This window comes from Billgrantia endophytica, from assembly GCF_002879615.1.
Lineage (GTDB): Bacteria > Pseudomonadota > Gammaproteobacteria > Pseudomonadales > Halomonadaceae > Halomonas > Halomonas endophytica.
Genome location: NZ_PNRF01000020.1, coordinates 70,891 through 91,566 on the forward strand (window position 1 = coordinate 70,891; position 20,676 = coordinate 91,566).

At 61.9% G+C, this 20,676-nt stretch carries 21 protein-coding genes; 10 read left to right on the forward strand and 11 right to left on the reverse strand.

The genetic code is table 11. The annotated features are described in order from the left end of the window. The first annotated feature begins 32 nt into the window (after nucleotides 1-32). Both putA and putP read left to right on the forward strand, forming a co-directional pair. Nucleotides 33-3,224 carry a bifunctional proline dehydrogenase/L-glutamate gamma-semialdehyde dehydrogenase PutA gene (gene putA, locus C1H69_RS10425; protein ID WP_102653341.1) on the forward strand — a complete coding sequence of 1,064 codons (3,192 nt, stop codon included), beginning with the start codon at nucleotides 33-35 and terminating at the stop codon, nucleotides 3,222-3,224. 265 nt (nucleotides 3,225-3,489) lie between these two features. Then, nucleotides 3,490-4,989 (forward strand): sodium/proline symporter PutP, encoded by a 1,500-nt coding sequence (putP, locus tag C1H69_RS10430; protein ID WP_102653342.1) that lies wholly within the window; start codon nucleotides 3,490-3,492, stop codon nucleotides 4,987-4,989. 91 nt (nucleotides 4,990-5,080) lie between these two features. Here the strand turns inward: putP and C1H69_RS10435 are convergent, their stop codons facing one another. Further along, entirely contained in the window at nucleotides 5,081-5,374 is a 294-nt protein-coding gene (locus C1H69_RS10435) for a hypothetical protein (RefSeq protein ID WP_102653343.1), read from the reverse strand. Nucleotides 5,375-5,679: 305 nt separating this feature from the next. Between C1H69_RS10435 and C1H69_RS10440 the strand changes: the two genes are divergently transcribed. Both C1H69_RS10440 and C1H69_RS10445 read left to right on the forward strand, forming a co-directional pair. Beyond that, nucleotides 5,680-6,288, forward strand: a complete 609-nt coding sequence (locus C1H69_RS10440; protein WP_102653344.1) for an OmpW/AlkL family protein — start codon at nucleotides 5,680-5,682, stop codon at nucleotides 6,286-6,288. 231 nt (nucleotides 6,289-6,519) lie between these two features. Then, nucleotides 6,520-7,152: an OmpW/AlkL family protein gene (locus C1H69_RS10445; RefSeq protein ID WP_102653345.1), complete on the forward strand. Its 633-nt coding sequence runs from the start codon at nucleotides 6,520-6,522 to the stop codon at nucleotides 7,150-7,152. 65 nt (nucleotides 7,153-7,217) lie between these two features. Here the strand turns inward: C1H69_RS10445 and C1H69_RS10450 are convergent, their stop codons facing one another. Continuing rightward, nucleotides 7,218-7,550, reverse strand: a complete 333-nt coding sequence (locus C1H69_RS10450) for a YqcC family protein (protein WP_102653346.1) — start codon at nucleotides 7,548-7,550, stop codon at nucleotides 7,218-7,220. 260 nt (nucleotides 7,551-7,810) lie between these two features. On the opposite strand from C1H69_RS10450, the gene C1H69_RS10455 reads away from it, so the two are divergent. The 4 genes from C1H69_RS10455 to C1H69_RS10470 all read left to right on the forward strand — a co-directional run bounded on the left by C1H69_RS10455 (nucleotide 7,811) and on the right by C1H69_RS10470 (nucleotide 10,765). Beyond that, nucleotides 7,811-8,836 carry a DUF3549 family protein gene (locus C1H69_RS10455; protein WP_102653347.1) on the forward strand — a complete coding sequence of 342 codons (1,026 nt, stop codon included), beginning with the start codon at nucleotides 7,811-7,813 and terminating at the stop codon, nucleotides 8,834-8,836. A gap of 24 nt (nucleotides 8,837-8,860) precedes the next feature. Then, nucleotides 8,861-9,298 carry an ATP-dependent zinc protease family protein gene (locus tag C1H69_RS10460; RefSeq protein ID WP_102653348.1) on the forward strand — a complete coding sequence of 146 codons (438 nt, stop codon included), beginning with the start codon at nucleotides 8,861-8,863 and terminating at the stop codon, nucleotides 9,296-9,298. Nucleotides 9,299-9,331: 33 nt separating this feature from the next. Next, nucleotides 9,332-10,240, forward strand: a complete 909-nt coding sequence (rimK, locus tag C1H69_RS10465) for a 30S ribosomal protein S6--L-glutamate ligase (protein WP_102653349.1) — start codon at nucleotides 9,332-9,334, stop codon at nucleotides 10,238-10,240. Between the two features lie 81 nt (nucleotides 10,241-10,321). Next, complete coding sequence (locus C1H69_RS10470) at nucleotides 10,322-10,765, forward strand: hypothetical protein (protein WP_102653350.1); 444 nt, start codon at nucleotides 10,322-10,324, stop codon at nucleotides 10,763-10,765. Here C1H69_RS10470 and C1H69_RS10475 read toward each other — a convergent pair. From C1H69_RS10475 to C1H69_RS10510, 8 genes are all read right to left on the reverse strand, one after another. Next, nucleotides 10,756-11,502, reverse strand: coding sequence for a SanA/YdcF family protein (locus tag C1H69_RS10475; protein ID WP_102653351.1), 747 nt, complete (start codon nucleotides 11,500-11,502; stop codon nucleotides 10,756-10,758). The genes C1H69_RS10470 and C1H69_RS10475 overlap by 10 nt on opposite strands. Nucleotides 11,503-11,547: 45 nt before the next feature. Next, nucleotides 11,548-12,120, reverse strand: coding sequence for a putative Fe-S cluster assembly protein SufT (gene sufT / locus C1H69_RS10480; RefSeq protein WP_102653352.1), 573 nt, complete (start codon nucleotides 12,118-12,120; stop codon nucleotides 11,548-11,550). Between the two features lie 2 nt (nucleotides 12,121-12,122). Further along, nucleotides 12,123-13,382 (reverse strand): cysteine desulfurase, encoded by a 1,260-nt coding sequence (locus tag C1H69_RS10485; RefSeq protein WP_102653353.1) that lies wholly within the window; start codon nucleotides 13,380-13,382, stop codon nucleotides 12,123-12,125. Between the two features lie 15 nt (nucleotides 13,383-13,397). Further along, nucleotides 13,398-14,768: a Fe-S cluster assembly protein SufD gene (sufD, locus tag C1H69_RS10490; RefSeq protein ID WP_102653354.1), complete on the reverse strand. Its 1,371-nt coding sequence runs from the start codon at nucleotides 14,766-14,768 to the stop codon at nucleotides 13,398-13,400. Further along, nucleotides 14,765-15,517: a Fe-S cluster assembly ATPase SufC gene (sufC, locus tag C1H69_RS10495; RefSeq protein WP_102653355.1), complete on the reverse strand. Its 753-nt coding sequence runs from the start codon at nucleotides 15,515-15,517 to the stop codon at nucleotides 14,765-14,767. The genes sufD and sufC overlap by 4 nt, the downstream gene beginning before the upstream one ends. Before the next feature lie 190 nt (nucleotides 15,518-15,707). Further along, nucleotides 15,708-17,150: a Fe-S cluster assembly protein SufB gene (gene sufB, locus C1H69_RS10500; RefSeq protein WP_102653356.1), complete on the reverse strand. Its 1,443-nt coding sequence runs from the start codon at nucleotides 17,148-17,150 to the stop codon at nucleotides 15,708-15,710. Between the two features lie 117 nt (nucleotides 17,151-17,267). Then, nucleotides 17,268-17,732 (reverse strand): SUF system Fe-S cluster assembly regulator, encoded by a 465-nt coding sequence (locus C1H69_RS10505; RefSeq protein WP_102653357.1) that lies wholly within the window; start codon nucleotides 17,730-17,732, stop codon nucleotides 17,268-17,270. Nucleotides 17,733-17,922: 190 nt separating this feature from the next. Beyond that, entirely contained in the window at nucleotides 17,923-18,264 is a 342-nt protein-coding gene (locus tag C1H69_RS10510; protein ID WP_102653358.1) for a zinc ribbon domain-containing protein YjdM, read from the reverse strand. Nucleotides 18,265-18,483: 219 nt separating this feature from the next. On the opposite strand from C1H69_RS10510, the gene C1H69_RS10515 reads away from it, so the two are divergent. Together C1H69_RS10515 and C1H69_RS10520 are read left to right on the forward strand one after the other, a co-directional pair. Beyond that, on the forward strand, nucleotides 18,484-18,957 hold the full coding sequence (locus tag C1H69_RS10515; protein ID WP_102653359.1) for an Lrp/AsnC family transcriptional regulator: 474 nt from the start codon (nucleotides 18,484-18,486) through the stop codon (nucleotides 18,955-18,957). Nucleotides 18,958-19,076: 119 nt separating this feature from the next. Continuing rightward, the gene (locus C1H69_RS10520; RefSeq protein ID WP_102653360.1) at nucleotides 19,077-19,982 is read left to right on the forward strand and encodes a complex I NDUFA9 subunit family protein; all 906 of its coding nucleotides are present in this window, start codon (nucleotides 19,077-19,079) and stop codon (nucleotides 19,980-19,982) included. Here C1H69_RS10520 and C1H69_RS10525 read toward each other — a convergent pair. Beyond that, complete coding sequence (locus C1H69_RS10525) at nucleotides 19,979-20,662, reverse strand: phosphate signaling complex PhoU family protein (protein WP_102653361.1); 684 nt, start codon at nucleotides 20,660-20,662, stop codon at nucleotides 19,979-19,981. The genes C1H69_RS10520 and C1H69_RS10525 overlap by 4 nt on opposite strands. Nucleotides 20,663-20,676 lie beyond the last annotated feature (14 nt).

Genomic DNA, 20,676 nt, shown 5'->3' on the forward strand with positions numbered 1-20,676 from the left:
TTCGTAGACGGGTGAACCCCGGAGGACCTCCCATGCTCAACGCCAACAACATGCTGGACGCTGCCACCTGGCAGCAGGATCTCGACGCTCTTTTCGCGAGGATAAGCGAGCACTATGCGATCGACGAGAACGCTTTCGTCGATGAGCTAGTGAATGTGCTGAGTGCCGATACCGATGATTTCCGGCGCATCGCTGGCAAGACCGCTGAGCTCGTGCGTGAGGTTCGTGAAATGGACACCGCCGTGGATACCATCGACGAACTGCTGCAACAGTACAGCCTGGATACCCACGAAGGCTTGATGTTGATGTGCCTGGCCGAGGCCATGCTACGGATACCCGACAAGGCCACAGCCGACGCCCTGATCGAGGACAAGCTGGGCCCCGCCGACTGGAAGGCCCACATGGGCCAGAGCGAATCCTGGCTGGTCAATGCCTCCACCTGGGGCCTGCTGATGACCGGCCGCGTCGTGACCCTCGACAAACCCCGCGATGGCAAGCCCAGCAGTTTCATCAACAGGCTCGTCAACCGCATGGGTGAGCCGGTCATCCGCCGCGCCATGGTCGAAGCGATGAAAGTGATGGGCAAGCAGTTCGTGCTTGGCCGTGACATCGACGAAGCCCTCAAGCGCTCCAGGCCGCTTTTCAACAAGGGGTACACCTACTCCTATGACATGCTGGGCGAAGCGGCACGCACCCGAGCCGATGCCAAGCGCTACTTCGACGACTATGCCCTGGCCATCGAGCAGGTTGGCAAGACCAGCCAGTCACTGCCCGACAGGACGCCTTCCCCTTCGGTATCGATCAAGCTGTCGGCGCTGCACCCCCGCTATGAATTCGGCCGTCGCAAGCAGATCCTTCGCGAGCTGGTGGAAAGCGTACGCAAGCTGGCGGCCATGGCCCGCGAGCGGGACGTGGCACTGACCATCGACGCCGAGGAGGTAGACCGCCTCGAACTATCGCTGGAGGTCTTCCGAGCCATCTACGAGAGCGACACCTGCAAGGGCTGGGGCCACTTCGGCCTGGTCGTGCAGGCCTACTCCAAGCGCGCACTGCCGGTGTTGCATTATCTCAATCGACTGGCCGAACGCCAGGGCGACGAGATCCCCGTGCGTCTGGTCAAGGGTGCCTACTGGGACAGCGAGATCAAGGAGTCACAGCAGCTCGGCGTCGAGGGCTATCCCGTCTTCACACGCAAGGCCAGCACCGATGTGGCCTACCTGGTCTGCGCACGTTTCCTGCTCTCGGCCCAGGCACGTGGACGCATCTTTCCGCAATTTGCCACGCACAACGCCCATACCATCAGCGCCATCCTCGAAGTTGCCAACGATGCGCAGCGCGCGTTCGAATTCCAGCGCCTGCACGGCATGGGCGAGGCCCTCTACGATGCCGCCCTGAAGCGAGCGCCGAAAGGCACCTACTGTCGCATCTACGCTCCCGTGGGCGCCCACAAGGATTTGCTTCCCTACCTGGTACGCCGACTGCTGGAGAACGGCGCCAACTCCTCATTCGTGCACCAGTTGGTCGATCCCAAGGTGCCGGTGGAGTCGCTGTGCGTGCACCCGGTGGAAAGCCTCCGCCAATACCGGAGCCATGCCAACCCCCACATCCCTCTTCCCAAGGACATCTACGGGGAGAAACGCCGCAACTCGAAAGGCGTAAACCTGAACGTACGCAGCCACTACCAACCTCTGATGGATGCCATGGCGCGTTTCATGGACAAGACGTACACCACCGGCCCTCTTCTGGCCTTCGAGGTGTCGAAGGATGTCGACACGACCCACGTCGTCACCAGCCCTTACGATCACAATCAGCGCGTGGGCAGCGTGCAGTGGACGACCAGGGAGCAGGCCTCACGCGCCGTGGATGCCGCCTGGGCCGCCTTCCCACGCTGGGAAGCCACCCCCGTCGGAGAGCGTGCCACCATCATTCGGCGCCTGGCCGACCTGATGGAGGAGAACCTGGCCGAGCTGATGGCGCTCTGCTCCCGAGAAGGGGGGAAGCTACTGACCGACGGCGTCGATGAAATCCGTGAAGCGGTGGACTTCTGCCATTACTACGCCATGCGGGCGGAAGAGCTGTTCGACGCACCGACCGAACTGCCCGGCCCCACCGGTGAGTCAAACGAGCTGATGCTCGGCGGCAAGGGCGTCTTCGCTGCCATCAGCCCGTGGAACTTCCCCGTGGCAATCTTCTGCGGACAGGTCGTCGCGGCAGCGGTATCGGGCAATACCGTGCTGGCCAAGCCCGCCGAGCAGACCTCCATCGTCGCCCATCGGGTAATCGAGCTGCTGCACGAGGCCGGCATGCCGCGGGATGTCGTGCAATTACTGCCCGGAGATGGCCCCACCGTAGGCAGCGTGCTGACATCGGACCCTCGAATCACCGGCGTGGTCTTCACCGGCGGCACGGATACCGCCCAGATCATCAATCGCGCGCTTGCGGCCAGAGATAACGTTCCCCTCCCCACGCTGATCGCCGAAACCGGTGGCATGAATGCCTTGATCGTCGATTCCACCGCCCTGCCCGAGCAGGTGGTCGCCGATGTCATTCAGTCGGCCTTCCAGAGCGCCGGCCAGCGCTGCTCGGCGCTACGCGTGCTCTACCTGCAGGATGATGTGGCCGACCGCGTCATCGAGATACTCAAGGGAGCCATGGATGAGCTGCATGTCGGCGATCCCCGCGACCTGGGCACCGACGTGGGTCCCGTCATCGACGAGGAGGCCCGCCAGGGCCTCATGGCGCACATCGACAAGCTCAAGGCCGAGGGCCGCCTGCTGGCCGAAACCAGGCTGGATCCGGCACACACGGCTCACGGCACCTTCGTGCCACCGACAGCCTTCCGCATCGACGGTATCGATGCCCTGGAGCGGGAGCAATTCGGCCCCGTACTCCATATCGTCCGTTACAAGGCCAGTGAGATCGACAAGGTGATCGACACCATAAATGACAAGGGATATGGACTGACTTTCGGCGTTCATAGCCGAAACGAGTCCTTCGCCGAGCTGATCGCACAAAAGATACGTGTTGGAAATGTGTATATAAACCGGAATATCATCGGCGCCGTCGTGGGTGTGCAGCCCTTCGGCGGCCAGGGGCTTTCCGGTACCGGACCCAAGGCTGGCGGACCGCACTACCTGCTGCGCTTTGCCACCGAAAAGACCGTGACCGTCAATACCGCCGCGCTGGGCGGCAACGCCTCGCTATTGGCCCTCGGCGACGACTGACACACCCAGGCTGACCACCTCAACGGGGCGTCGGCCTGAGTGACGCATGGCGGGATGCCCGTACCTACGCAGGGAATGGCGCCACCGCCTTGAATCGAGCGTTCAGCGCTCACAACATGCTCCTTCAAAGGACGAGCTCATGGCAAGAATAATAGCAACGCCCCCAGTCGAACCAGCGCCTTTCGCGAACCTGTCAAGCCTGCCAATGCCACGCCGGCATCCGCGCCTGAACCTGAGCCAACCATCCTGAGTTGAGGGAACTCCCATGTCAGATCAAACTTTTCAGTTGATCGCCATCGGTCTCTACTTCGTATCGATGCTGGCCATCGGCTTTTACGCCTACCGCCAGACCAGCGACCTGGACGATTACATGCTGGCCGGCCGCAAGCTGCATCCAGGCGTCGCCGCGCTTTCCGCCGGGGCCTCGGACATGTCCGGCTGGCTGCTGATGGGCCTGCCGGGCGCCATCTACGCCGCAGGTCTGGTGGAAGCCTGGATTGCCATCGGCCTGACCATCGGTGCCTACTTGAACTGGAAATTCGTGGCACCACGGCTGCGTTCCTATACCGAGGTATCCAACAATTCCATCACCCTGCCAAGCTTTCTGGAGAATCGTTTCAAGGACAACACTCGCCTGCTGCGTATTGTCTCCGGCATCATCATCCTGATCTTCTTCACCTTCTACGTCTCGTCGGGCATGGTGGCCGGCGGTGTGTTCTTCGAGGCCTCCTTCGGTACCCACTACCTGTTCGGCATGATACTCGTCGCCGGTATCACCCTGACCTATACCCTGTTCGGCGGCTTTCTCGGCGCCTCCTTGACCGATGTCGCCCAGGGGCTGCTGATGCTCGCCGCCCTGATCTTGGTGCCCATCATCACCATCGCCACCATGGGAGGCCTGGATGAGGTCACCGCCGCCATCCATGCCGCCGATGCCGCACACAATACCGCCAACCCGGGTGACGAAGTGCGCCGCACCTCGCTCCTGTTCGGAGGCAGCCTGATGGCCGTCATCTCCGCCGCGGCCTGGGGCCTGGGCTACTTCGGCCAGCCCCACATCATCGTGCGCTTCATGGCACTGCGTTCGGCCGCCGACGCCAAGGCCGGTCGCCGGATCGGCATCAGCTGGATGGTTCTGGTCGCCGCCGGTGCCGTCTTCACCGGCCTGATCGGTGTCGGCTACTTCCACGGAAGCGGCGAAGAACTGGCCAACCCGGAGACCGTCTTCCTGCGCCTGTCCCAGATCCTGTTCCACCCGTTCGTGGCCGGTCTGGTGCTTGCCGCGGTGCTCGCGGCCATCATGTCCACCGTGTCCTCTCAACTGATCGTTTGCTCATCGGCCCTGGTCGAGGACATCTACAAGATCTTCGGCAAGAAGGCATCCACCGAAAAGCAGGTCATGATGGGCCGCATGGGCGTGCTGGTCGTGGCGATCGTCGCGGGCCTGCTGGCCATTGACCCACGCTCGAACATCCTGGGGCTGGTCGGATTCGCCTGGGCCGGCTTCGGCGCCGCCTTCGGCCCAGTCATTCTGCTGTCACTGTTCTGGCGCAAACTCACGGCCATGGGTGCCCTGTCGGGCATGATCGTCGGTGCCGCGGTAGTCGGTGTGTGGGGCAATGTCGATGCGTTGCAGGCGCAGATGTACGAGATCGTTCCTGGCTTCATCGCCTGCACACTCGCCGTGATCACGGTTTCACTGATCACCGTGCGTCACCAGGACAAGGTCCAGGCGGAATTCACCGAGATGGAGTCCCACCTCTAACGGCGGACTCACTCGCCAACGCGGCGGCACCTGATCGGGTGCCGTCGCATGTTTCGTCGCTCTTGCGAATGGCGGCTCCTTTGTCATCCCATCATGCCCATAGCGCGCGTGCCACCACCAACAACGTGAAGCTCCCCAGTAGCCACCAGCATAGCGGCGGCCCTAGGTAGCGTTTCAACCGGCCGCTATCAGGCACCAGGCCAGCTCCCAGACTGAAGCCGGCCCCCAGCGCCCAGCAGCCCAGTGCGATCACGGGCAGGCGGACTGCCATCGGAAAGCCGCTGACCAACTCGGGCCGAAACAGCAACCACAGCGCCAACATTGCGGCCAACAACATGGCGCTCAGTGTGAGCCATGCAGGCTGTACAGGTGTCTCAGTCCTCATCGTTTCTCCTTTCGCTCTCCCCGCTACCCTTAGTGAAGACGATAGGCGGCCCGTTTGCGAATACGCCAATATTGCGCCGCGGAAAAACTTATACAACAAAAGATACTTTCTGTTTCGATCGAAATTTCCATCGTGCACAATTCCTGCATGATTTCGCGATTCCCTGCCTCCATCCTGTCTATCGACGCCATAATAAATTTTTACAAGACTTTTAGAAACACTGTTCCTATACTAGCATCAGTGTCAGAAAGCCGGCTCCCCCGGCACTCAGCTTCTGCTGTTTTTCAACCGTGAGGACTTGTCTGATGAAATCGATCCCCATGATCCCCGCAGTAGCCATTGCCGCCAGCTTCGCCTTTGTCAGCCAGGCCGCCGTGGCCTACAGCGCTGGCGACACCTTCGTTCGCGGTGGCTTCGCCCAATCCGATACGCGCTCCGATAACGGCAACGTGTCTGACCAGGAACTGGATATCAGCAATAACGAGCGCGGCTTCACTGTCGGTGCTGGTTACCTGTTCCATGACAATATCGGCGTTGAGCTCAATACCTCCGAAAAGATTGAACATGACTTGAGCCTTGGTGGCAGCGGACTGGGCTCCGTCGATCGCATGCCGGTCAACCTGCTGGTCAACTACTATCCGCTGGGCGGACTCGACTCACGGGTCCAGCCCTACGCCGGTGCCGGCCTCAACTACACTCGCTTCTCCGGCGAGCCGGAGGGAATCGATGCCCGCCGCTCCTATGGCGCCGTAGGCCAGGTGGGTATCGACCTGGCCGTGACCGAGAACTTCATGCTCAACGGCTTTGCCAATTACGCCGACGTGGATTCCCGCATTTCGGTGGACGGCGATCGCGCTGGCACCGCCAAGGTGGATCCCGTAACCATTGGCGGCGGTGTGACTTTCCGCTTCTGATCATTCAATCTTGTGACGCGATACCAAGAACGCCGGGCTCAGAGCCCGGCGTTCTTGTATTGCAAGGCTTCACAGACAGACATCGTTAAAAGCACCATATTAAATATTTCTTATTGATTTCAATAAAAACTATTGCCTTGAGTCAAGAAAAGCTTCTGGTGTGCTGAGTAGACTACCAACGTTGCCTCAATGCGGCCCAGGCTGCTCAAGCACCTATAACAGGAGTCACTCATGCAAAAGATCGCCCTGCCCACACTGCTCGCCGCCGGCCTGGCTGCCGCCGCCGTCACCACCAGCACCCAGGCCTTTGCCTATGGCGAAGGCGACTTCTTCACCCGCATCGGCATGGCCCACGTCAATCCCAAGAGCGACAACGGCAGCCTGGTCGACGGCGCCCTAGACGTCGACGTCCGCAGCGATACCACGCTCGGCTTCACCCTGGGTTACCGCTTCCACGACAAAGTGGGCGTGGAGCTGCTGGCTGCCCTGCCCTTCGAGCACGACATCCGGCTCAACGGCGACACCCTGGCGTCCACCAAGCACCTGCCGCCGACCGTGACCGTGCAATACTATCCGCTGGGCGGCAGCGGTTCACAGATCCAGCCCTACGCAGGCGTCGGCCTCAACTACACCACTTTCTTCAGCGAAAAGCTGGACATCGAGGGCATCGACCTCGACCTCAGCAGCTCCTGGGGCGCCGCGGGCCAACTGGGCCTGGACGTGCTGCTCGATGACAACTGGGCCATCAACGCCGCCGCCTGGTATATCGACATCGACACCGATGCCAGCCTGAATGGCGAAGACGCCGGGAAAGTGAGCATCGACCCCTGGGTATTCATGGCGGGTATCAGCTACCGCTTCTGACGGTTTCCGCAAGACAGGCAAGCCCACCGGATTGGTGGGCTTGTGCATTGATAGCTCTCGACGTCTCAGGCCTCGTTGATGATGCGATCCACCTCCTCGAGGGACTTGACCAGCAGCAGGAAATTACTGGTCCGAATGCCGGCCTGCTTGAGATAGACCTCCGCGGCCGGAGCGACTTGGCAGCTTTCCGGCAAGGGGGCCCGGCTCTCCACCATCGCGTCGAGCCTGGCGATGAAGACGAAGCGCAACCACTGCGGCATCTCCATGGTATCGACGCAGAACGGCTGCCCACTGTCGAAGGCCTCCGGCTCAGGCCTTGGCACTCGCCATAGATCGGCGGCCTTCAGGGTAGCCTCGAGGCGGCGCAATGCCACGTCGAGTTCCTCATGAACGGTCATCTCGAATACCTCGCTTGCATTGGCCTATAGTATCCCGTTCCTGCGAAGCACTGGCCATCCCCACCGGCTGGTCCTGTTCACAGATTCACTGCAAGAGCCTGTGGATAAACTATGGAAAGCGTCCCCCGTCCCCGATGAGCCGCGGCCCTCGGTGCAATGGTCACTTCTTGATCAGCCAGGCCGGGTCGACGTCCCCCGGGAGTTGGCTGACAAGCCCTTGCCCTGCAAGGTAGAGTGCACGCTCCAAGAGAGGAGTCGTCATGCAGCCGATCCACACGCTTCACGATTTCTTCGTGCGCACTGGCGCCGAGGTACGGGCCTATCACCTGGGGCGCCGCGTCGAACCCTGCAACCTCGAGGTCCTGGAAAGCTTCGAGGCCGGCAATACGCCGTGGCCCCAGCCATGGCAGGGACAGGCCAGGCTGGGGCTGGTCTTTCGCCTGGGCGATGCGCCCGATCCACTGATCTGGTTTCTTGCCCTTCCGATAGATGAGCAGGGTCTACTGGTGCCCGCCCCCCGGGACGCCTTCCTGCAGCGGCTGCTGGAAACCCTGGGGCGCAGCGTTCAGCACGCTGGCGGCAAAGGCGATGGCAGGATCGATAACCTGATGCAGGACAACCCCCTGGCCTATACGCCCTCGCTGCCCTTTCAGGCAATGCTGCATGCCCGGGCAAGCCATGACATGGACATGCCGGCCAGCCCGCACCTGGAGCCGGTGGAAGCCTACCTGAGCGGACAACAGGCACTGGACTGGCAAGCGCTGGGGCTCCAGGGCCTAGCCGACTACGTGGTGCGCCTGGACGACGACACCAGCCAGCTATTGTCGGCTCGATTGACCGACCTGCCCAACGAAGTGCTCACTTCGCTATGCTACTGTCTGGAGCACAGGCAGGTGCCTGATGCGTTGACCCGGGCGTTGCGTCACAGGGGTGAGCGGGCCGCGGCCGAGGGTGACATCGAACGCTTCTGCGCCTGTGTGCGCGCCGTGAGCGGAGGATCGCCGGCCTTGGTAGGCGACTGGTTCGACACGCTGCTCGCCGACCCGGACGCCTGTGGCCCCGATCTGTTGGCGGCTCTCGCCGGCCGTGGATGGGCACACCTGGAGGATGCCGAGCGCCTGCCGCGCTTTCTCGCTCGACTTGCCGAGGAGCCGCGTGCAGACTTCGCCGCCGTGGCCCGGGACCTGGCCCTGATTCCGCGCTTGCGGCTACCGGTCTTGATGGCATTGCGGGAAGCCGGACCGGACACCGTCATCGGCCAACGACTCGCCGGACTCGGCCACTGAGTATGGATATGTGGAAGTGATACGATGAAGGAACTGCCCTATACCCCAAAGGCCGTCATTGGTCGCCGCGAGATGGTGACCCTGCCGGAGATAGGCATGACGGTGTGCGCCAAGGTCGATACCGGTGCGCGCACGTCGGCCCTGCACGCAGAGGATATCGAACTCTACGAGGAGGATGGCCACCTCTGGGTCAGCTTCACCACGCGCAGCGGAGGACCTGTCACACCGCCCCACATGATTCGTATGCACCTGCACGACAGGCGACGGGTAACCAGCTCCAACGGGCAGGCGGAATGGCGCTACGTGATTAGAACACCCGTGCAACTCGGCAAGCTCGAAATGATGGTGGAACTGACCCTTACCGACCGCCGCAACATGCGCCACCCCATGCTTCTGGGCCGCCGCGCCCTGCGCCGCCTGCTGGTGGCGTCGGGTGTCACGTTTCTGCATGGCGAACCCTGAGCCAATCTCTGCCATTCGACTTCGGAGCCCTCGATGCATATCGCGATATTGTCCCGCAATCGTAATCTCTACTCCACGCGTCGACTGGTGGAGGCCGCCGAGAGTCGCGGCCACAGCATCCGGGTGATCGATACCCTGCGCTGCTACATGAGTATTGCCGCTCACCACCCATCGATCCATCTCAAGGGGCAAGAGCTCGAACACTTCGATGCGGTCATACCCCGGATCGGCGCCTCGGTGACATTCTATGGCTGTGCCGTACTTCGCCAGTTCGAGATGATGGGCACCTATGTCGTCAACGACTCGGTCGGCATCACCCGGTCACGGGATAAGCTGCGCTCGCTGCAGCTGCTGTCGCGCAAGGGGCTGGGCCTGCCAATTACCGGCTTCGCCCACTCGCCAGACGATATCCCCGACCTGATCACGATGGTCAAGGGGGCGCCCCTGGTCATCAAGCTGCTCGAGGGAACCCAGGGCATTGGCGTCGTGCTGGCCGAGACCAACCAGGCTGCCGAGTCGGTGATCCAGGCCTTCATGGGCATGAAGGCGAATATCATGGTGCAGGAGTACATCAAGGAGGCCCGTGGGGCCGATATCCGCTGCTTCGTGATCGGCGACAAGGTCGTCGCTTCCATGAAGCGTCAGGCTGCCGATGGCGAGTTCCGCTCCAATCTTCACCGCGGCGGTACTGCCAGCCTGATCCGGATCACACCGGAGGAGCGCTCCACGGCCATTCGCGCGGCCAAGGCCATGGGGCTTCGCGTTGCCGGCGTCGACCTGTTGCGCGCCAACCACGGCCCGGTAATCATGGAGGTCAATTCGTCGCCCGGGCTACAGGGCATCGAAACCGCAACCGGCAAGGACATCGCCGGTTTGATCATCGAGCATCTGGAGAAGCACGCCAGCACGCCACGCAAGGTACCACCCAAGCCGAAGGGTTGAGCGTGTAATAAATTCACCATGGGGGTGGCAAAAGAACGGCGAGCCCCCCACAATCTGCGTCACCGGAGGAGGTGACCGCTCATGTTTCTCGACAATCGCCAAGTGGCGATGGACAGCGTACTCGAAGCGCTGGCCGACAGTATCGATTATTTTCAGGACAACCTGGAGCGCCTGCGCCCGTCGCTGCGCGAAACCCTCAAGCCTCACTACGAGGCCAGGGCCAAGGCCATGCGCCGCCTGCAGGAACTCGCCAGACATCACCTGAACCTGCTTCCCCGGGATGCCGATGTCGAGCGTGATGACTACCTGTGGCTATGGAGCCGCCTGAAGAGCTTCGTGGGCAACGAGAGCCAGGTCGTCATCGGCGAGCTGCTCGAACAGGAGCGCGTGCTGATGCAGGCGCTGTCCACTCTGTTCACGCACCCCCTGCCCGACCCCCTGGAACCCGTGGTGGAAGAATGCTGGCAGCAGTGCCGAGCGTTGATACGCGAACTCTATCGCCTGCAGAAGCAGCGTCAGCGCTGACGCTGCTGCCTGCCCGGCTCGTCCCGTTCTGCCTCCAGCGCCGCTTCGATCACGACAGCGTTCCAGACCTGCGGCGCAATTTCCAATGGCTCCAGCGGGCCCAGGAAATAGGGCTCGCGTCCCCACAGATAGAGATCCCCCAGCGTCGCCGCACGCGCCACCCATTCTCGGGCCTGCAGTCGCCATAGTCCGGCTACCGGCCTTGCAGGTGCCGCACAGCCGGTCACGTCGAGTCCCAGCGAATCGGCAATGAAGAGCGCCCTAGGCAAGTGCCAGGACTGAGTGACCAATAGCGCCTGCTCCACACCGAACACGTCCCGGGCACGAACCAGGGTGTCGAAGGTGCTGAAGCCTGCGTAATCCAGTGTCATGTCCTCGTCGCGAACAAAGCGGCCACGCAAGTCTCGCCACATGGTGACGGGCTCATTGTAGTAGCGAGTCCTGTTGTCGCCTGACAGCAGAAGATGCTCGACCCTGCCCAGGCGTACCAGGCGTGCCGAAGCACTCATGCGCGCATCGAAGTGTGGGTTGCGCACGCCGCTACGGGTCCAGTGCGAGGTGCCGAAAACGATACCGACCCGCTCGGGGCCACACAAAGGCAGGTCGTGCTCGATACGCGCATGGGTCTGGCTCAGCACCCAGAGGTTGGCCCCCACAAAGAGCAGTGACGCCAGGAGCAACGAAGCTCCCAGCGTCATCAGCAATACCTTGAAGACCTTCCACAGCAGCGCGACCATCGATATCCCCGGCCCTCAGGAGGCGACATGAGTCGAGGCTTCCGCTCAGAACATTCCGAGTTCCAGCTTTGCCTCGTCACTCATCATCTCACGGCTCCAGGGTGGATCGAAGACGATTTCGGTATGGACCTTGCTGATCTGCGGCGCGCCGAGAATCTTGTTGCGGGCATCGGCGGCGATCACATCCCCCATTCCGCAGCCTGGCGCCGTCAGGGTCATGCGGATGGTGACGATGCGTTCACCGCTGATCAGGCGCTCGATACGGCAACCGTAGACCAGCCCCAAGTCGACGATATTGACCGGAATCTCGGGGTCGAAGCAGGTGCGAAGCTGATCCCAGACGAACTGTTCGATCTCCTCGTCCGAGGCATCGTCAGGCAATGTCGGCCGAGGCAGGGCCTCCAGGCCCAGTGCATCGAGATTGGCTCCTTCGATCAGGTAGAGCCGCCCCTCGAAGCCGACGCTGATCGAGCTGCCCTTGGCCTGCATCACGCTGACGATACTGTCCTCGGCCAGGGTCACGGTCTTGCCGAAGGGAATGGAAATCGCCGCCACGTCGCGTTGCAGTGGCAGCGTCTGTCCTCTTTCCAGACTGGCGATCTGTTCGATGTCCGACATGCTCAGCGCACCATCCCGATGACCCGCTCCAGGGCAGCGGCGAAGACATCGACTTCTTCCAGCGTATTGTAGGCGGCAAACGAGGCACGACAGGTCGCCTCCACACCGAAGTGCGCCAACAACGGCTGGGCACAGTGATTGCCGGTTCGAATGGCCACCCCCAGTTGGTCGATCAGCAGCGCGATATCCTGGGAGTGCGCCCCATCCACCACGAACGATAGCACTCCCGCCTTGTCAGGCGCCGTACCCAGCAGGTGTAGCCCGTCGATGCGCGACACTCCTGCCGTGGCACGCGCCAGCAGTTCCGCCTCCCAGCCCCCTATACGCGCCAGCCCCACGCCACTGACCCAGTCGAGCGCTACGCCCAGGGCAATGACTTCGGCGATGGCCGGCGTGCCGGCCTCGAACTTGTGGGGTATATCGGCAAAGATCGTTGGCACGTCGAACGAGACGCTCTTGATCATCTCGCCACCGCCCTGCCAGGGCGGCATGGCATCAAGCAGCTCGGCCTTGCCATAGAGAACCCCGGCACCGGTGGGCCCGTAGACCTTGTGACCCGAGAAAGCGTAAAAATCGGCATCGATGTCGCGAACGTCCACCGTCTGGTGGGGCGCGGCCTGGGCGCCGTCCACCAGGATTCGTGCACCGTGGCGGTGTGCGATGGACGCCATCTCGCGTACCGGGTTGATGGTACCGAAGGCATTGGAGACATGGTTGACGGCCACCAGCTTCGTACGCTCGGTGAACAACGCACGATAGGCGGCCATGTCCAGCACCCCGCGCTCGTCGACCGGGATCACCTTGACCACGATACCGAGCTGACCGGCCAGCAGTTGCCAGGGCACGATATTGGAGTGATGCTCGAGCAGCGACACCAGGACTTCGTCCCCAGCCTCAAGGTTGGTCCGGCCCCAGCTGTTGGCCACCAGGTTGATCGCCTCGGTGGTACCGCGGGTGAATACGATTTCGCGCCTGTCCGCCGCGCCGAGGAAGGCGCGTACCGTTTCGCGCGTGCCCTCGTACGCCGCCGTCGCCTCGTCGGCCAGCGTGTGCAGTCCGCGGTGAATGTTGGCGTTGTAGCGACTGTAGTAGTCACGGAACGTGTCGATCACCGGCAGCGGCGTCTGGCTGGTAGCGGCATTGTCGAGATAGACCAGCGACCTGCCATGCACCTGCCGCTCGAGGATGGGAAAGTCGGCACGAATCCCGGCCACATCGAAGGGCGGGGTGTCAAACACGCGATCAGTGGCCAGGTCATTCATCGTTGCCTCCTCGGCTCAGTCGTCATGCAGCGACATGGCGGATTCCACCAGCCCGGACAGGTTGAAACGCTCCGGCAGCTTGCCGGCCACCGCCAACTCGACACGCTCGGCCACGGCCTCCAGCTCGACACGCTCCATGACTTCACCGGCAAAGGCGAGCGTCAGCAGGCCACGGGCGGTCTGTTCATCGATGCCACGGGTGCGCAGGGTGAACACCGCCTCCTCGTCGAGCTGGCCGGTAGTGGCGCCATGGGAGCACTTGACATCGTCGGCATAGATCTCGAGCTCGGGCTTGGTGTCGATCTCGGCCCGGTCGGAAAGCAGCAGATTGGCGTTGCTCTGATGCGCCTCGATCTTCTGGCTGTCGCGCTTGACCACCACCTTGCCATTGAACACGCCACGGGCACGGTCATCGAGAATGCCCTTGTAATTCTCGTTGGAGAACGTGTGCGGGGCGTTATGGTTGGCCAGGGTGTGGTTGTCCACGTGCTGGCGACCCTGCGCGTAGAAGAGGCCGTTGAAGTTGGCCTCGGCACCCTGGCCGTTGAGGTCGGTCACCAGGTCGTTGCGCACCAGGCTGCCACCCAGGTTCAGGTTGAACGAGGTGTAGCGGCTGTCACGACCCTGATCCACGTGGATGCTGGCCACGTGCAGGTCACCCAGCGGAGCCTCCTGAAGCTTGTAGTGGGTCAGGACAGCCCCCCGGTCGAGCATGATCTCGCCCACCAGGTTGGTGAAATTGGCGGCCTCGGCCTCGCCGACATGATGCTCGATCACCGTGGCCTGGCTACGGGCTCCCGCTTCGATCAGTACCCGCGGGTGACACATGATCGGCCGCGGATTGGCACGGGAGAGGAACTGCAGCAGGACCGGCTTTTCCACCACGCTGCCCGGCGCCAGCCGAACGATGGCCCCCTCTTCGGTGAAGGCCGTGTTCAGTGCGGAAAAAGGCGAGAACTCCACCCCGGTCAAACGCCCCAGCGGGCCACCCACGGCTTCGTGGTTGTCAGCCAATGCCTGGCTGAGCGGCAAGATCGCCACGCCAGCCGGCAGCTCACCGAGGTCGGACAGTGCCGCGGAGAAGACGCCGTCGACAAAGGTCAGCCGGTGGGCATCCAGAGGCAGCGTCAGTGCCGCGGCGGACGCCGGGGAAAACTCGGCGCTATCGGTAAGGGAAAAATCCCCCCTGGCAATGGCGCGCACGTCCGTGTATTTCCATGCCTCGACGCGTCGATCGGGAAAGCCCAGCGCCTCGAAACGGGCAGCCCCCGCCTGGCGGCGCGCAGCGATCCAGGTCGGCTCCGGGCCATTGGCCTGTCGGCGTACCCCGGTACGCTCGGTCAACCGGTCGATAAAGCGCTTAACATCGCTCTGGACGTCACTCATGCAGCGGACTCCTCCAGGACCCAGTCGTAACCGCGTGACTCGAGTTCCTTGGCCAGTTCCTTGTCGCCGCTCTTGGCGATGCGGCCATCGACCAGCACGTGCACGTGGTCGGGAATGATATAGTCGAGCAGCCGCTGGTAGTGGGTGACCAGCAGGATGCCGCGGTCGGCGGCACGCAGGCTATTGACACCGTCGGCGACGACGCGCATGGCGTCGATATCCAGGCCGGAATCGATCTCGTCGAGCATGGCCAGCTTGGGCTGAAGCACCAGCATCTGCAGGATCTCGTTACGCTTCTTCTCGCCGCCGGAGAAACCTTCGTTGACGGCCCGTTGCAGGAAGCTGGCGTCCATCTTCATCTCGGCGATCTTCGCCTTGATCAGCTTCATGAATTCCGGCGCCGGGATGTCGCCCTCGCCGTGTGCCGCACGCTGGGCGTTGAGCGCCGCCTTGAGCAGGTAGATATTCTTGACCCCCGGGATCTCCACCGGATACTGGAAGCCAAGCAGCATGCCGGCCAGAGCACGCTCCTCGATTTCCATTTCCAGCACGTCCTGGCCCTCGAAGGTGACCGAACCGGAGGTCACTTCGTAACCTTCCTTGCCGGCGATCACGGCCGACAGCGTCGACTTGCCCGCCCCGTTGGGGCCCATGATGGCGTGAACCTCACCGGCGTTGACGGTCAGGCTGAGGCCCTTGAGGATTTCCTTGCCTTCGACCGTGACGTGCAGATCCTTGACTTCGAGCATCTTGAGTACCTTATCTATTCTGGCGAGCCGCCAACGCGACCCGAAAAATTTGTTTCCACCCAACCAACAAGCGCGTCATGGGCGAAGGTCAATCAAGGCGGAAGCCCGACGAGTGCAGCGGAGTTGACTGTTGCTCAATGAGCATGCCGAGTCGGGCTTCCAACACAGAGTGACCGAGCGCAATAGCGCTTTAACCCACGGCGCCTTCCAGGGTGACGTTAAGGAGCGCCTCGGCCTCCACCGCAAATTCCATCGGCAGTTCCTGGAACACATCCTTGCAGAAGCCGTTGACGATCATGCTCACGGCATCCTCTTCGGAGATACCGCGGCTCTGGCAATAGAACAACTGGTCCTCGCCGATCTTCGACGTGGTCGCCTCGTGCTCGACCGTGGCGGTGCTGTTGCCGATCTCCTGGTAGGGGAAGGTATGGGCGCCACACTTGTCGCCGATCAGCAGCGAGTCGCACTGGGTGAAGTTGCGAGCCCCCTTGGCCCTCGGTCCGATCTTCACCAGGCCCCGATAGGACTGGTCGCTTTTTCCGGCGGAGATCCCCTTGGAGACGATATAGGAGCGTGTCCCTTCGCCGATGTGGATCATCTTGGTACCGGTATCGGCCTGCTGGCGGCCGTTGGTCACCGCCACCGAATAGAACTCACCGATGCTGTCCTTGCCGCGCAGCACGCAGGAAGGGTATTTCCAGGTAATGGCGGAACCGGTCTCGACCTGGGTCCAGCTGATCCGTGAACGATCGCCACGACAGTCGCCACGCTTGGTCACGAAGTTGTAGATGCCGCCCCTGCCCTCCTCATCGCCCGGATACCAGTTCTGCACCGTCGAGTACTTGATGTAGGCGTCCTCGAGGGCCACCAGCTCGACCACGGCCGCATGGAGCTGGTTCTCGTCGCGCATCGGCGCGGTACAGCCCTCCAGGTAGGAGACCTGGGCGCGGCTCTCGCAAATGATCAGGGTGCGTTCGAACTGCCCCGTGTTGGCGGCATTGATGCGGAAGTAGGTGGAGAGTTCCATCGGGCAGGTCACGCCTTCCGGCACGAAGACGAATGAGCCGTCGGTGAAGACCGCCGAATTGAGAGCCGCGAAATAGTTGTCGGCCACCGGCACCACGGTGCCCAGGTACTGCTTGATCAGCTCCGGATAATCACGGATGGCTTCCGAGATCGGGCAGAAGATCACCCCCGCCTCGTGCAGCTTCTCCTTGAAGGTGGTCGTCACCGAAACGGAGTCGAACACCGCGTCCACTGCCACCCCGGCCAGAGCGGCACGCTCATGCAACGGGATGCCCAGCTTCTCGTAGGTCTCGAGGAGCTTGGGGTCGACCTCATCAAGGCTCTGCGGACGATCTTCGGGCCGCTTGGGTGCACTGTAGTAGGAGATCGCCTGGTAATCGATAGGCGGATACTTCAGGTGCGCCCAGGAAGGCGGCGTCATTTTCAGCCACTGATGGTAGGCCTTCAGGCGCCATTCGAGCATCCACTCGGGTTCACCCTTCTTCTGGGAAATGAAGGCGATGGTACTCTCGTCGAGCCCCGGTGGTACGGTGTCGCTCTCGATGTCGGTCACGAAGCCTTGCGTGTATTCGCGACGGACAAGCTGTTCCATTTCCTGACTTGCCATGATCAATCCCCTCCCGGGCGGTTGGGTCGGCGAACTGCGAGTCCGCCTGGGTAATGGTGTTTCGAAGAAGCGCAGTCCGGTGGGCCGTGATGAACACACCGTGTTCGCTTTAACGCGTCAGGCCATGTCGATGGCCAGACTGACACTCTGAATGGGCAGCTGTACCGGCAACTTGATGGGCGACGTGTCGGCCAGGTGCGCCAGGGTCACGCTGTCGAGCAGGGTACGGACAGCCAGTGAAACCCGCTGCCAGTTGTCGGAAACCCCGCAGGTGGCAAGCAGGTCACAGTCGCCTTCCGCATGGCTGCACTCCGTCATCGCGACCGGCCCCTCGATGGCAGTGATGATATCGATGGCCGTGATGCGCGAAGCCGGCCTGGCCAGGGAGTAGCCGCCCTGAGAACCGCGCCTGGACTCCAACAGGCCTGCACGCACCAGCATCTTCAGTGTCTTGCTGACGGTGGGGTGCGGCAGTTGCACCGCCTCGGCGAGCTCCGCTGCGGCATGCGATTGCTCCGGATGGCGTGCAATCTGCGCCATCACCACCGCGGCATAATCGGTCAGCCGTGAAAGCTTGAGCATGCCTGACTCCTCTGATTCGCAGCCGTGTCATATTCACCCGCACCCTATTGGGGACCATTTTAGTCCTGTATGGATTCGATGTGAAGCCCTGGAGCCGTTTCCGTCTGTCAGACGGCACGTTGCCGGCATGATCGATGCCGATGGCATCAAAAAATACAATCATTCTCATCTAAAGAATGAATCGATCGACTTACGCCTTCTTGACGAAGTCCGACTTCAGCTTCATCGGCCCGATGCCGTCGATCTTGCAGTCGATGTCATGATCGCCTTCGACCAGGCGGATGTTCTTGACCTTGGTACCGACCTTGACCACGGAGGAAGAACCCTTGACCTTGAGATCCTTGATCACGGTGACGGTATCCCCGTCATTCAGCACGTTGCCGTTGGCATCGCGCACCGCCGTTTCCTCCGGGGCTGAGGCGGGCCCTTCTTCCTTCGACCACTCATGGCCACACTCCGGGCAGACGAACTGAATGCCGTCATCGTAGGTAAATTCGGATGCACAGGCTGGGCAGTTGGGTAACGCACTCATGGGAGGGGTCCTTTATAAAGACGTCGTGTGACAAGAAACGAAGCCGGTCAGCCTACACCGCTTGCCCTACCGCCTCCAGTGGCGCCGCCCCGGGGAAGCTTTAGCTAGTAGAGTGCGCTACTTCAGTTGGCTAAAACGGGCATGATTTGCCAGACTTCAAGTTGAAGTTAGCCGCAAAAACCAAGAAGTCACGCAATGTCACCATGACAAGGCACAGCCATGCGCCCCATGAAGCTCGACCGAATTGACCACAAGCTGTTGGAAGCCCTGCAGTTGGATGCTCGTCTGACGACAGCCGAACTGGCCGAGCGGGTCAGCCTGTCGCCCTCCCCCTGCGCTCGGCGTATCCGTCGTCTCGAGCACGAAGGCCTGATCACCCGCTATCGAGCCGAGCTGGACAAGGGGAAGCTCGGCCTGGATATCACCATCTTTGTACAGGTACGCCTGAGTCAACATCAGGATACCCTGGTCGAACAGTTCGAGGAGACGGTCAGAAGCATGCCGGAGGTGATCAACTGCCATACCGTTTCCGGCGCCTTCGATTACCTGCTTCACGTCATCACCGCCGACCTGGGAAATTATGAGCAATGGGTGCGTCGCCTGCAAAAGTTGCCCATGGTCAATATCGTGGACAGCAGCTTCGCCATACGAACCATCAAGGAAAACGGCTCCCTGCCACTACCCGGGGAATAAGCGGTCGTTCTTTCCACTACCTTGACGACCCGCCCGCCTTCCGCACTGGATACCGGTAGCCGTTATTCGCGAGCATGGCATGCCATGACCTTGCTTACGAGTCACAGGGGGAATGCGTCATGTCTGGGCCCATTGCGGTATTTGGCGGTACCGGTTTCCTCGGCAGCATGCTCGTTCACGAGCTGGTGGATGCTGGCCGGCCAGTCCGCATTGCCGCTCGCAAGCCATCCCTGCCCGAATGGGCTGAGCCGGGAGACAAACTGGAACTGGCCAGCGTGGATATCCGCGACGAGACCTCTGTCGTCAACGCCTTGTCGGGAGTCGCCGGGGTGGTGAATGCGGTCAGTCTGTATGTGGAAAGTCGCGGGAAGCGCTTCGCCGACATCCATGTGGAAGCCGCTGGTCGCCTGGCTCGCCTGGCACATGGGGCAGGTATCGAACGACTGGTGCATATCTCCGGCATCGGAGTCGATGTGCGGTCGCGCTCGGCCTATGTGCGCGCACGTGCCGAGGGCGAGTTGGCGGTCATCGCCGAATTCTCCAAAGCCGTCATCCTGCGCCCCAGTGTCATGTTCGGTCCCGACGATGCCTTTCTGAGCGCCCTGTCGCGATTGACGCGACTACCCGTCATTCCTCTGTTTGGCCGTGGCGAGACCCGCCTGCAGCCGGTGCATGTGCTGGATGTGGCACGAGCCATCCTGAGGCTGATGGGCAATGCGCCTCCGGAGCGGCGACTGTTCGAACTGGGTGGCCCCGATATCCTGCGCTACCGTGACATCGTCAAGCTGATAGCGGCCTATCGGGAGCGCGAACGCCCCCTGGTGCCGATCCCTTTTCCGCTGTGGCACCTGATGGCCCTTCTGGCGTCTCCACTACCCAATCCGCCGCTGACCCGTGACCAGGTCATCATGATGGCGCAGGAGAACGTCGCCAACGAGGGTGTCGGCACGCTGCAAGACCTCGATATCCTGCCTCGCTCGCTGCGTGACAACCTGCCGATGTGCCTTGGCCCTGACCGGGATTAATCCTTGGTGGCCTCATCATCCGAGTAGAAATCCAGATCCTCCAGTCGCCCAAGCACGGCAGTGGCGATATTGGCCAGGTGGGAGGCGACGCGCTTGTAGTGGCGAGCGAGCAGCGAGTAGGCCACGGCCTCGTGGAAGGCGACCTGCTGATCATCCTTGAACAGCTCCTCGATCAGGTGATCACTTTGGGCACGGATGCCTCGCGCCATGGACAGCACCTGGCGGGCCTTGACTTCATTGGAGTCACGGGTAGCGCTGACCATCATGCCGAACATACGGCTCATCTGCTCGGCCATGCCGTCCAGCGGTCCCTGGTAGCGCGGCACGTGGAAGCCCTCGCTATAGAAGCTGCCAACCTCGAAAACGTTCTTGCAGTAGTCGCCGATGCGCTCGGCGTCCTTGGCCACGCTCATCAGCGCCAGGCAGACGGCGACGTCGTGGCCCGGGTTGACGGTAAGGTGACGCAGCACCTTGCGGCGGATCGAGCGCTCGAGATCATTGATCGCCTGGTCGCGGTCGTAGAGAGGCTGGCGAACTTCGTCGACCGGCACGGTGCTGTAGAGCACCTCATTGGCACGCGCGAACATCCACTCGCCATGCTCGAGCATGGCCGTCAGATCCTCAAATGCCTTGTCGAGGGTATTTTCCGAGGTCAGAGCGCTATAGAGCTGTCGAAACATGGGAAGAAAACTCC